General features: G+C 60.8%; 12 protein-coding genes. 1 reads left to right on the top strand and 11 read right to left on the bottom strand.

Annotated features, from left to right (window positions below):
* Nucleotides 1-47 precede the first annotated feature (47 nt).
* Entirely contained in the window at nt 48-1,454 is a 1,407-nt protein-coding gene (locus CKW17_RS23115) for a hypothetical protein (RefSeq protein WP_095121895.1), read from the top strand.
* Between the two features lie 56 nt (nt 1,455-1,510).
* Here the strand turns inward: CKW17_RS23115 and ureC are convergent, their stop codons facing one another.
* The 11 genes from ureC to urtA all read right to left on the bottom strand — a co-directional run bounded on the left by ureC (nt 1,511) and on the right by urtA (nt 11,834).
* A complete protein-coding gene (gene ureC, locus CKW17_RS23120; RefSeq protein ID WP_095121897.1) occupies nt 1,511-3,211 on the bottom strand; it encodes an urease subunit alpha in 1,701 nt (566 codons plus the stop codon).
* Between the two features lie 133 nt (nt 3,212-3,344).
* Nucleotides 3,345-3,653 (bottom strand): urease subunit beta, encoded by a 309-nt coding sequence (locus CKW17_RS23125; protein ID WP_095121899.1) that lies wholly within the window; start codon nt 3,651-3,653, stop codon nt 3,345-3,347.
* Nucleotides 3,653-4,186 (bottom strand): GNAT family N-acetyltransferase, encoded by a 534-nt coding sequence (locus tag CKW17_RS23130; protein ID WP_095121901.1) that lies wholly within the window; start codon nt 4,184-4,186, stop codon nt 3,653-3,655. Before CKW17_RS23130 ends, CKW17_RS23125 begins: the two co-directional genes overlap by 1 nt.
* A 5-nt stretch (nt 4,187-4,191) precedes the next feature.
* On the bottom strand, nt 4,192-4,725 hold the full coding sequence (locus tag CKW17_RS23135) for a GNAT family N-acetyltransferase (RefSeq protein ID WP_095121903.1): 534 nt from the start codon (nt 4,723-4,725) through the stop codon (nt 4,192-4,194).
* Nucleotides 4,726-4,734: 9 nt separating this feature from the next.
* Nucleotides 4,735-5,037, bottom strand: a complete 303-nt coding sequence (gene ureA / locus CKW17_RS23140; RefSeq protein WP_007915951.1) for an urease subunit gamma — start codon at nt 5,035-5,037, stop codon at nt 4,735-4,737.
* Between the two features lie 224 nt (nt 5,038-5,261).
* Complete coding sequence (locus CKW17_RS23145) at nt 5,262-6,101, bottom strand: urease accessory protein UreD (protein WP_095121905.1); 840 nt, start codon at nt 6,099-6,101, stop codon at nt 5,262-5,264.
* 43 nt (nt 6,102-6,144) lie between these two features.
* A complete protein-coding gene (gene urtE, locus CKW17_RS23150; RefSeq protein ID WP_007918914.1) occupies nt 6,145-6,843 on the bottom strand; it encodes an urea ABC transporter ATP-binding subunit UrtE in 699 nt (232 codons plus the stop codon).
* Between the two features lie 134 nt (nt 6,844-6,977).
* The gene (gene urtD, locus CKW17_RS23155; protein WP_007918913.1) at nt 6,978-7,847 is read right to left on the bottom strand and encodes an urea ABC transporter ATP-binding protein UrtD; all 870 of its coding nucleotides are present in this window, start codon (nt 7,845-7,847) and stop codon (nt 6,978-6,980) included.
* Nucleotides 7,844-8,923, bottom strand: coding sequence for an urea ABC transporter permease subunit UrtC (gene urtC / locus CKW17_RS23160; protein WP_095121907.1), 1,080 nt, complete (start codon nt 8,921-8,923; stop codon nt 7,844-7,846). The genes urtD and urtC overlap by 4 nt, the downstream gene beginning before the upstream one ends.
* Nucleotides 8,923-10,425, bottom strand: coding sequence for an urea ABC transporter permease subunit UrtB (urtB, locus tag CKW17_RS23165; RefSeq protein ID WP_095121909.1), 1,503 nt, complete (start codon nt 10,423-10,425; stop codon nt 8,923-8,925). Before urtB ends, urtC begins: the two co-directional genes overlap by 1 nt.
* A gap of 143 nt (nt 10,426-10,568) precedes the next feature.
* On the bottom strand, nt 10,569-11,834 hold the full coding sequence (gene urtA / locus CKW17_RS23170; RefSeq protein WP_007914554.1) for an urea ABC transporter substrate-binding protein: 1,266 nt from the start codon (nt 11,832-11,834) through the stop codon (nt 10,569-10,571).
* Nucleotides 11,835-12,124: the final 290 nt, after the last annotated feature.

The following is a 12,124-nucleotide window of genomic DNA, read 5'->3' on the forward strand; positions in this document are numbered from 1 at the left end:
GATAAGCAAAAGGGCAATGTCGCCCTTAACGTTCAAGGATGAAAACCATGCCGCTAAAGCCGCCTTCCAAGGGTGCCGTCAGCAGTGATGTGCACACACGCGCGACACCCACGCCCGATGGGCATACGTCGCCTGGGCAAGCGCCACCACGTACCGATTTCGGCCCTGCCACCGCCACGCCTTCGCGATCATCTTTTGCGCCGGGCGGATCCGCGCTGACTCTTGACGCGGATGCCACATCGTCCACACCCTCGGTTGCAGTGCGACAAATCCCATCTTCCTCAAGCACGTTGACCAAGGCGGATCAACGGCCGTGGGCGGATTATCTGAGCAACGCCCCGCTCCGGCTTCTGCGGCCGGCCGAGGCGCCGGGGCTGTGGACATTGAAGGGCCGTCGGTATGCCAAAGTACCTGACGGCGTGGTACAGGTGGGGGAGGATCCTCTAACGGGACAATTACGGGCCAAGCTGGCCAGTCAACTGAATCCCAAAGGCCCCGTGCTCGTTTGGGATCCCGACGTGCATCTCTGGCATCCGCTGGAGGAATCCGGGTCGCCGATCCTGCGCTCCAACCACCGCAAGCGTTCTGTGGAAACACCGCTGTCCGACGACGAATTCGAGATGGCTCTGGAGTTCTTGCCGGACCGGTCGCAAACCGTGGATGACGTGTTTGAAATGGCCTCCGAATCGATGCCGATCCAGCCGTATACCGCGCAGGAACTCAGCTTCATGAGGCAAGAGGTACGCTATACATCGTTGAGTAATCAACGAGGCTCCTACAATCGCGCCAACAACGGCAAGTACCCGCTCAGGGACAGTCTCGGCAGGCCTGTGCGTATCCGCACATTGCAGAGCAAAGTTACTTTTGACTCGGGAGAAACCTACACCTCAGAGCAAATCAAGCCGTATATAAAGTTTGAAGGTTATGAAACGGTTGCCAGACTCTATGAGGAAAAGCTGCAACTGCGCCAATTTACCGAAGCAGACGTGCAGGTGCCGGGTGAACGAGCGCTGATCGGTCAGTCGATGGTGGTGGCGAACAGACGGATCGCCAAAGGTGAGGTCGTCGGCGTCTATGGTGGGACCATTAGATCAGGGAGGTTCCTGCTCCCCGCCGAGCAAGTGTTTTCGATGACCATTGGCATGGATGTGGTCCTCAGGTCAGGTCAACTCGGCCCTGGCCCGATCGCCGTCGTGGGAGACAACATCATTTCCAGGATCAATACCCACTTTATTTATGACGATACCGGCAAACCCCTGCGGCAAGCGCCGGACGGCTACAACATCAACCTGATAGGGTTTAAGGTCGAGGCTGATCTGCCGAACAGTGACGGTGTCACCCGCAAGACTTACTTGCTGAATAGCGCATTTGCGCTTGAAGACATTCCTGCCGGCACCGAACTGCGCTGGAACTATAACTACAGTGACGAAGACATCGGTCTGCTTTTCTCATGACGAGAAGCTGTTCGGTGCAATACGGGCAGCATTGCCCGTATTGGTAAAAGTCGCCGTTAGAACAGAAAATACCGTTGCGCCATCGGCAACACATCAGCCGGCTCACACCAGAGCAGCACACCGTCCGCCTTGACCTGGTACGTCTGTGGATCAACATCGATGTCCGGCAGATAGTCGTTGTGGATCAGGTCGGTTTTCTGCACGTCACGGCAACCTTTGACCACGGCAATTTTCTTCTTCAACCCCAACGCTTCCGGTAAACCTGCCTCCTGCGCGGCCTGACTGATAAAGGTCAGACTGGTGGCGTGCAGCGAGCCGCCGTAACTGGCGAACATCGGCCGGTAATGTACCGGTTGCGGCGTTGGGATCGAGGCGTTGGCGTCGCCCATCAGGCTCGCGGCAATCGCGCCGCCCTTGAGAATCAGCGTCGGTTTCACGCCAAAGAAAGCCGGGCGCCACAGCACCAGATCCGCCCATTTGCCGACTTCGATCGAGCCGACTTCATGGCTGATGCCATGGGTGATCGCCGGATTGATCGTGTATTTGGCGATGTAACGTTTGGCGCGGAAGTTGTCGTTGCCTGCGCCGTCCTGCGGCAGCGGGCCGCGCTGTTTTTTCATCTTGTCGGCGGTCTGCCAGGTGCGCGTGATGACTTCGCCGACGCGGCCCATGGCCTGGCTATCGGAGCTGATCATCGAGAACGCGCCGAGGTCGTGAAGAATGTCTTCGGCGGCAATCGTTTCGCGGCGGATACGGCTTTCGGCGAACGCGACGTCTTCGGCAATGCTTGGGTCGAGGTGGTGGCAGACCATCAGCATGTCGAGGTGTTCGTCGATGGTATTGCGGGTGAACGGCCGGGTCGGGTTGGTCGAACTCGGCAATACGTTGGGGAAGCCGCAAGCCTTGATGATGTCCGGCGCGTGACCACCGCCGGCACCTTCGGTGTGATAGGTGTGAATGGTGCGGCCCTTGAACGCGCCGAGGGTGGTTTCGACGAAACCGGATTCGTTGAGCGTGTCGGTGTGGATCGCCACCTGCACGTCGAACTGGTCGGCGACGCTCAGGCAGTTGTCGATACTCGCCGGGGTGGTACCCCAGTCCTCGTGCAACTTGAGGCCGATGGCGCCGGCCCTGACCTGTTCGATCAGCGGCTCCGGCAGGCTGGCGTTGCCCTTGCCGGTGAGGCCGATGTTCATCGGGAAGGCGTCGGCGGCCTGGAGCATCCGCGCCAGGTGCCACGGGCCGGAGGTGCAAGTGGTGGCGTTGGTGCCGGTGGCAGGTCCCGTGCCGCCGCCGATCATGGTGGTGACGCCGCTCATCAGCGCTTCTTCGATCTGCTGCGGGCAGATGAAATGGATGTGCGTGTCGATGCCGCCGGCGGTGAGGATCATGCCCTCGCCGGCGATCACTTCGGTGCCGGCGCCGATGGCGATGGTCACGTTGGGCTGCACGTCCGGGTTACCCGCCTTGCCGATCGCGGCGATGCGCCCGTCCTTGAGACCGACGTCGGCTTTGACGATGCCCCAGTGGTCGATGATCAGCGCGTTGGTGATCAACGTGTCGACGACTTCGGCCGCCAGCAGTTGGCTCTGGCCCTGGCCGTCGCGGATGACTTTGCCGCCACCGAACTTCACTTCTTCGCCGTAGGTGGTGAAGTCTTGTTCGACTTCGATCCACAGCTCGGTGTCGGCCAGGCGCACCTTGTCGCCGACGGTGGGGCCGAACATGTCGGCGTAGGCTTGTCTGGAGATTTTCATGCAGCGTCCTTCAGGAAAAGTTGATCGTTCCCACGCTCTGCGTGGGAATGCCGCCATGGACGCTCTGCGTCCGCCGTTATGTGACGCGGAGCGTCACGGGATGCATTCCCACGCAGAGCGTGGGAACGATCAGTCAGTCGAGGTCGCCCATGATCCGTCCGGCAAACCCGAACACCCGCCGATGCCCGGCATAATCCACAAGCTCAACCTCACGACTCTGCCCCGGTTCGAAGCGCACCGCCGTCCCCGCCGGAATATTCAGGCGCATGCCACGGCTCGCTGCGCGATCAAAGGTCAACGCGTCGTTGGTTTCGAAAAAGTGATAGTGCGAGCCGACCTGAATCGGCCGGTCGCCGCTGTTGGCGACTTTCAGGCTGAGGGTGCGACGGCCGACGTTGAGTTCGATGTCGCCGGGCTGGATCTGGTACTCGCCAGGAATCATCACTGGGCTCCTTGCAGAATCTTGTAATAGAGGGCGGTCGGGCGGTATGTACCCTGCGGGTCGCAGGCGTAATCAGGAATCTGGCCCGCGCGTGTGTAACCCAGCGCCTTGTAGAAATCTTCGGCGGGGGAGCCGGCCTCGGTGTCGAGGTAGAGCATGCCGCGCTTGTGCTTGGGCGCTTCGAGTTCCAGCGCACTCATCAATTGCTGGCCGAGGCCGCGCCGCCGTGCGTGTTCGCGCACCAGCAGTTTCTGCACCTCGGCGCGATTGAGGCCGTTGGACTTCTGGCACAGGCCCAGTTGCACACTGGCCAGCACCTGCTCGTCCTTGACCACCACCCAGAGCAGCACGCTGCCCTTGTTGACGTTGTCCTGCACCTCATCGAAATAGGCGCGCGCCTGCGCGGCATCAAGGTCGGCCATAAAGCCGACGCTGGCGCCGTAACCCACGGCATCCAGCAGCAGATCGATCAGACCCTGACGGTAATGCGCAAAACTTTCAGCATTGACGCGGCGCAGTTGGGCGGCGTTCATCGGTGTCACTCCTTGTTGGCGTCTGGCGGCTCCGCGCCGGGGTTGAGGGTCAGTTGCATAAATGTCAGGTCGAGCCAGCGACCGAACTTGGTACCGACTTGCGGCATCTGCCCGGTAATGCTGAAACCGGCGCGCTCGTGCAGACGAATCGAGGCGGCGTTGCCGCTTTCAATGGCGGCGACCATCACGTGCTTGTCGCAGGTCTTCGCCCGTTCGATCAGCACGCTCATCAGCTGGGGACCGAGGCCGTTGCCGCGTTGATCGCTGCGCACGTAGACCGAGTGCTCGACGGTGTGGCGGAAGCCGTCGAACGGCCGCCAGTCACCGAACGAAGCGTAGCCGAGCACGCTGTTGTCACCGTCGACGATCACCAGAATCGGATAAGCCTGGGCCTGACGGGCGCTGAACCACGCCTGACGGTTGCCGAGGTCGACGGCTTGTTCATTCCAGATCGCCGTGGTGTTGAGTACGGCGTCGTTGTAGATGTCGCGGATCGCCGGCAGATCGGCGTGGACGGCATCGCGAACGGAGTAAGTCATGGCGCGGCCTCAGACGATCGGTTGGTGGACGGTGACCAGTTTGGTGCCGTCGGGGAACGTCGCTTCGACCTGGATTTCCGGGATCATCTCCGGGATGCCTTCCATGACTTGTTCGCGGCTGAGCAGGGTGGTGCCGAAGTGCATCAGCTCGGCCACGGTCTGACCGTCACGCGCGCCTTCGAGCAGCGCGGCGGAGATGTAAGCCATGGCTTCCGGGTAATTGAGTTTCACACCGCGCGCCAAACGCCGCTCGGCGACGAGGCCGGCGGTGAAGATCAGCAGCTTGTCTTTTTCGCGTGGGGTCAGGTCCATTGTGGGGTTCCGTCAGGGCAGATTTGTGAGGTTCTTGCAGGCGCGGGGTGCCAGTTGGAGCGGCCCCTCACCCTAGCCCTCTCCCGAGGGAGAGGGGACTGATCTCGGTTGTTTTCAATGGCCGGTTCAGTCAGCGGTATTCGTTCAGGCAGTTAAATTCATTTCAAACGACTCGGTCGGGCTCCCTCTCCCTCCGGGAGAGGGCGGGGGGTGAGGGGCGCTTTTCAGGTGTTCCATATTCTCGGTGACACCGCCTCGCGATCCAGAAGCACCGGTCGCAGCAAGCGCCATAAATCGATGAGCCAGGCACGGGCGAGCAACGCTTCACTGGCCAGACAACGGGCCACCAGCAGCCCTGGCAGCTGGCTCAAATCTCCGCGCACGTCATGACCCAGCGAACGACAACGCTCCAGCAACTCAGCATCAATCTCACCGGTTACCAACAACGTCGCAAACACCGGATTGCCATCCAGTCCGATCGGCGAATCAAGTAAACCGTCATCCCCGACAATGCGCTGGCGCTCATGCCAGAGCAATCGACCATCGCGGCGAATATCCAGATGCGCCTGAAAATGCCCACGGTCAAAACGCTCGCCACTGGCCGGGCGACCCAGCGCCACCACATCCCAGTAGAACAGCCGCGCATCACCCTCAAGATCAATCGAAGTGGTCAGCTCGGCCTGCGCGGCGCTGTAGACGATGGTCTCCTGCGGCAGCCATTCCAGCGTCGCCCCGGCAGCCACTTTCAAGTCGAGCTGCTGATAAGCCGGCCCACCGGCGCGATACCACTTCGCCGCGCCGGGGCTGGTGATCTGCGCCCAGGCGTCGGCTTCGACGCGCGCGCTGATGTCCAGCCGATCACCGCCGGCAATCCCGCCCGGCGGGTGGACGATGATGTGCTGGCAGACCTCGGGGCCTTCGGCGTACAGGTGTTTTTGCACCCGCAGCGGGCCGAGGTGTCGGCGCATGACCGGGCGCGTGCAGTCGCCGAAACGGGCGTAGGCGAGTTCCAGCTCGGCGTGCCAGCTCGGGGTAAACAGGGCAGGTGCAACAGTCGAATTCATGGTGTGTAATTATCGTTAGGAAGCTACAGATTAATTCGTTGTACTAGATCGTTACCAGCCCGCGTACACCCTCGGCCTCCATATTTTCACCGCGACCCTGCTGGACGATTTCGCCCCGGGACATCACCAGATACTGATCGGCCAGTTCCGCGGCGAAATCGTAGAACTGCTCGACCAGCAGAATCGCCATATCACCGCGCGCCGCGAGCTTCTTGATCACTGCGCCGATCTCCTTGATCACCGAAGGTTGAATGCCTTCGGTGGGTTCGTCGAGGATCAGCAAGCGCGGACGGCTGGCCAGTGCGCGGCCGATCGCCAACTGCTGTTGCTGACCGCCGGAGAGGTCACCGCCGCGACGCTGCTTCATTTGTAGCAGCACCGGGAACAATTCGTAGATGAAACTTGGGACTTCTTTGGCTTCACTGCCGGGAAACCGCGACAGACCCATCAACAGATTCTCTTCCACCGTCAGGCGTCCGAAGATCTCGCGGCCCTGTGGCACGTAAGCGATCCCGGCATGTACACGTTGGTGTGGCTTGAACGTGGTGATCGGTTTGCCTTCCCAATTCACCACGCCTTCTTTGGCCGGCAGCAGGCCCATCAGGCATTTGAGCAGGGTGGTTTTACCGACGCCGTTACGGCCGAGCAGGCAGGTGACTTCACCAACCTTAACGTCGAAGCTTAAGCCGCGCAGGATGTGGCTACCGCCGTAATACTGGTGCAGCTTGTCGACTTGCAGCATGTTCAAATTCTCCCCGGTGATCGTTCCCACGCTCTGCGTGGGAACGCATCCCGTGACGCTCCGCGTCACATAACGGCGGACGCAGAGCGTCCATGGCGGCATTCCCACGCGGAGCGTGGGAACGATCTGAGTCCTTAGCGGCCGAGGTAAACCTCGATCACGCGCTCGTTTTCCTGCACCTGCTCAAGCGAGCCTTCTGCCAAAACACTGCCCTGATGCAATACGGTGACATGGTCGGCAATCGAGCCGACAAAGCCCATGTCATGTTCCACCACCATCAATGAATGCTTGCCGGCCAGCGACTTGAACAGTTCAGCAGTGAACTCGGTTTCGGCATCGGTCATCCCCGCCACCGGCTCGTCGAGCAGGAGCAATTGCGGGTCCTGCATCAACAACATGCCGATCTCGAGAAACTGCTTCTGCCCGTGGGACAACAACCCCGCCTGACGATTGACCGAGGTAGTCAGGCGAATCGTCTCCAGCACTTCACTGATCCGGTCCTTCTGTTCGCCACTCAAACGCGCCCGCAAACTGGCCCACACCGACTTGTCGGTTTTCTGTGCCAGTTCAAGGTTTTCAAACACGCTCAGCGCTTCGAACACCGTTGGCTTCTGAAACTTGCGGCCTATACCGGCCTGGGCGATTTGCACTTCGCTCATTTGCGTCAGGTCCAGCGTTTCGCCGAACCAGGCCTTGCCGTGACTCGGGCGGGTCTTGCCGGTGATCACGTCCATCAGCGTGGTTTTTCCCGCGCCGTTGGGGCCGATGATGCAGCGCAATTCGCCGACGCCGATGTACAGATTGAGATTGTTCAGTGCGCGAAAGCCATCGAAGCTGACGCTGATGTCTTCCAGGGTGAGGATCGTGCCATGACGGGTGTCGAGGCCCGGACCGACCCGCTGGCCGAGGCCGATCGAGTCGCGGCTGGTGCCGGCGTCCTTGTTCGGTTCGACGGGAAAGAAGGCCGGTTCCAACATGAATTCAGCGCTCGCCGTGACTCTCATTGTTCACCTCGTTTCTTCAGCAGGCCGATCACGCCTTTGGGCAGGTACAGCGTCACGACGATGAACAGCGCGCCGAGGAAGAACAGCCAGTATTCGGGGAAGGCCACGGTGAACCAGCTCTTCATGCCGTTGACCACACCGGCGCCGAGCAGCGGGCCGATCAGCGTGCCGCGACCGCCGAGGGCAACCCACACCGCCGCTTCAATCGAGTTGGTCGGCGACATTTCGCTCGGGTTGATGATGCCGACTTGCGGCACATACAACGCCCCGGCCAGGCCACACAACACCGCACTCAACACCCACACGAACAACTTGAAACCGCGCGGGTCGTAGCCGCAGAACATCAAGCGGTTTTCCGCATCACGCAACGCTGTCAGCACGCGGCCGAACTTGCTCTGCGCCAGGCACCAGCCGATAAACAGACTCGCCACCAGCAGCAACACCGTGGCCAGAAACAACACCGCGCGCGTCCCCGGTTCGGTGATGCCGAAACCGAGAATTGTGCGGAAATTGGTGAAGCCGTTGTTGCCGCCGAAGCCGGTCTCGTTGCGGAAAAACAGGAGCATGCCGGCGAAGGTCAGGGCCTGGGTCATGATCGAGAAATACACGCCTTTGATCCGCGAGCGGAAAGCGAAGAAACCGAACACCAGCGCCAGCAAACCCGGCGCCAGCACCACCAGACACATCGCCCAGGCGAAGCTGCTGGTGCCGGTCCAGTACCACGGTAATTCGCTCCACGACAGGAAGGTCATGAACGCCGGCAAGCCATCGCCAGCGGCCTGACGCATCAGGTACATGCCCATCGCATAACCGCCGAGGGCGAAGAACAGACCGTGGCCCAGCGACAGCAAACCGGCGTAACCCCAGACCAGATCCAGCGCCAGGGCGACGATGGCGTAGCAGAGGATTTTGCCGACCAGCGTCAGCGTGTACGCCGACACCGACAGGGCATTTTCCGCTGGCAACAACGACAGCAGCGGCAGGGCGATCAGCAGCGCAAGAATCACCGCGCCGACCGCGATCGTGACTTTCGGACCGGCCTTTTGTGTGGCCGTGACTAACAGAGGCTGGTTCATCAGTCGATCACCCGTCCTTTCAGTGCGAAGAGGCCTTGCGGACGTTTCTGGATAAACAGAATGATCAGCGCGAGGATCAGGATCTTGCCGAGCACCGCACCGATCTGCGGTTCGAGAATCTTGTTGGCGATGCCCAGGCCGAACGCGGCGAGCACGCTACCGGCCAACTGACCGACGCCGCCAAGCACCACGACGAGGAACGAGTCGATGATGTAGCTCTGGCCGAGATCCGGGCCGACGTTGCCGATCTGGCTCAGCGCCACACCACCGAGGCCGGCGATGCCCGAGCCGAGGCCGAAGGCGAGCATGTCGACGCGCCCGGTCGGCACGCCGCAGCAGGCGGCCATGTTGCGGTTCTGGGTGACGGCGCGGACGTTGAGACCGAGGCGGGTTTTGTTCAGCAGCAGCCACGTCAGCACGACGACGAACAAAGCGAAGGCGATGATCACGATGCGGTTGTATGGCAGCACCAGATTCGGCAGCACTTGAATGCCGCCTGACAGCCACGCCGGGTTGGCCACTTCAACGTTTTGCGCGCCGAACAACAGGCGCACCAGTTGAATCAGCATCAGGCTGATGCCCCAGGTGGCGAGCAGGGTTTCCAGGGGGCGGCCGTAGAGATGGCGAATCACCGTGCGTTCCAGCGCCATGCCGATCGCCGCCGTGACAAAGAACGCCACCGGCAGCGCGATCAACGGGTAGAACTCAATCGCCTGTGGTGCGTAGCGCTGGAACATCAACTGCACCACGTAGGTCGAGTAGGCGCCGAGCATCAGCATCTCGCCGTGGGCCATGTTGATCACACCGAGCAGGCCGAAGGTGATCGCCAGACCGAGTGCCGCCAACAACAGAATCGAACCAAGCGACATGCCGCTGAACGCCTGACCGAGCACTTCGCCGATCAGCAGTTTGCGTTTGACTTGGGCGAGGCTGGTTTCGGCGGCGGTGCGCACATTGGCATCGGCTTCGACGCCGGGTTCGAGCAAACCTTCGAGGCGCGTACGGGCCAGTGGATCGCCGGTTTCGCCGAGCAGGCGTACTGCGGCAAGACGCACGGCCGGATCGGTATCGACCAGTTGCAGGTTGGCCAGCGCCAGGCTCAGGGCGGCGTGGACGCCTTCATCTTTTTCGCCAGCCAGTTGCTGGTCGAGGAATTTCAGCTGCGCGGGTTTCGCGCTTTTCTGCAACTGCTGCGCGGCACTTAGACGGATTTTGGCGTCGGCGGCGAGCAATTGGTGGCTGGCCATGGCGGTGTCGATCAGACCCCGCAGGCGGTTGTTCAGGCGCAGGGTTTTCGGTTGGCCATCGATGGTCAGTTCGCCTTGTTGCAGGGCGTTGATCAGTTCGATACGGGCCGGATCGGGCTGCGCGGCCCAGGTTTCCAGCAGTTTGGCTTGCTGCACAGGATTGGCCGCGACGAAGTCTTCGGCATCGCCGGCATGGGCCAGCATTGGCAGCAACAGCGTGAGGGCTAGAAGCAAGCGGTAGAGGGCAGTGCGCATATGCGTGGCCTTGCGTAGTGATCGTTCCCACGCTCCGCGTGGGAATGCAGCCCGGGACGCTCCGCGTCCCCGAAGCGGACGCAGAGCGTCCGTTGAGGCATTCCCACGCAGAGCGTGGGAACGATCAGGTTGAGCGGGATGACTCAGTTGCTCTTCACCGCATAATCCGGCTTCTTGTCGTTGCCCTGAATGAACGGGCTCCACGGCTGCGCACGGATCGGCCCTTCGGTCTGCCATACAACGTTGAACTGACCATCGGCCTGAATCTCGCCGATCATCACCGGTTTGTGCAGGTGGTGATTGGTCTTGTCCATGGTCAGCGTGTAACCCGACGGCGCGGCAAAGGTCTGCCCGGCCAGCGCTTCACGCACTTTGTCGACGTCGGTGGACTTGGCTTTCTCAACCGCCTGCGCCCACATGTGGATGCCGACATAAGTGGCTTCCATCGGGTCGTTGGTCACGGCTTTATCCGCGCCCGGCAGGTTGTGTTTCTTCGCGTAGGCTTTCCAGTCAGCGACGAACTTCTTGTTCTGCGGGTTTTCAACCGACTCGAAGTAGTTCCATGCCGCAAGGTTGCCCACCAGCGGTTTGGTATCGATGCCGCGCAGTTCTTCTTCGCCGACCGAGAACGCCACAACCGGTACGTCGGTCGCCTTCAGACCCTGGTTGGCCAGCTCTTTATAGAACGGCACGTTGGAGTCGCCGTTGACGGTGGAGATCACGGCAGTCTTGCCACCGGCGGAGAATTTTTTGATGTTGGCAACAATGGTCTGATAGTCACTGTGACCGAACGGCGTGTAGACCTCTTCGATGTCCTTGTCGGCCACGCCTTTGGAATGCAGGAACGAGCGCAGGATCTTGTTGGTGGTGCGCGGGTACACGTAGTCGGTGCCGAGCAGGAAGTAGCGTTTGGCGCTGCCGCCTTCTTCGCTCATCAGATATTCAACCGCCGGGATCGCCTGCTGGTTTGGCGCGGCGCCGGTGTAGAAGACGTTCGGCGACATCTCTTCGCCTTCGTATTGCACCGGGTAGAACAGCAGACCGTTAAGCTCTTCAAACACCGGCAACACCGATTTACGCGACACCGACGTCCAGCAGCCGAACACCACGGCGACTTTGTCCTGAGTCAGCAACTGCCGGCCTTTCTCAGCGAACAGTGGCCAGTTCGATGCCGGATCCACCACTACCGGCTCAAGCATCTTGCCGTTGACGCCGCCCTTGGCGTTGATCTCGTCGATGGTCATCAGCGCCATGTCTTTGAGCGACGTTTCGGAGATCGCCATGGTGCCGGACAACGAATGCAGAATCCCGACCTTGATGGTCTCGGCGGCCTGGACTGTCCAGGTCATGCCCATCGCGGCAATGGATGCCGTGAGTGTGAAAGCCTTGATCAAACTGCGACGCTTCATTGTGCGATCTCCATGAACGTTTGAAGTTTTTTTGGTTGGCAGATGCGGACGACTGAAGGGTGTTTTGCAAGGGCTGTGCCCGGTCGGGTTTGGGCAGGAAAATGTCGTGTTAGAGCGGTTGCGCTGCTGAGCTCTGCACCATGAAGGGACGCACATGAGGCGTTGGTGCAGGCGGTCGCGCCAGAATGGGGCGCGAACAATCCGTGTAGGAGCTGCCGCAGGCTGCGATCTTTTGATGTTGTTTTTCAAGATCAAAAGATCGCAGCCTGCGGCAGCTCCTACATGGGGTG

Origin of the sequence: Pseudomonas sp. Irchel s3f10 (genome assembly GCF_900187515.1) — a bacterium.
In the GTDB taxonomy this organism is placed as follows: domain Bacteria; phylum Pseudomonadota; class Gammaproteobacteria; order Pseudomonadales; family Pseudomonadaceae; genus Aquipseudomonas; species Aquipseudomonas tensinigenes.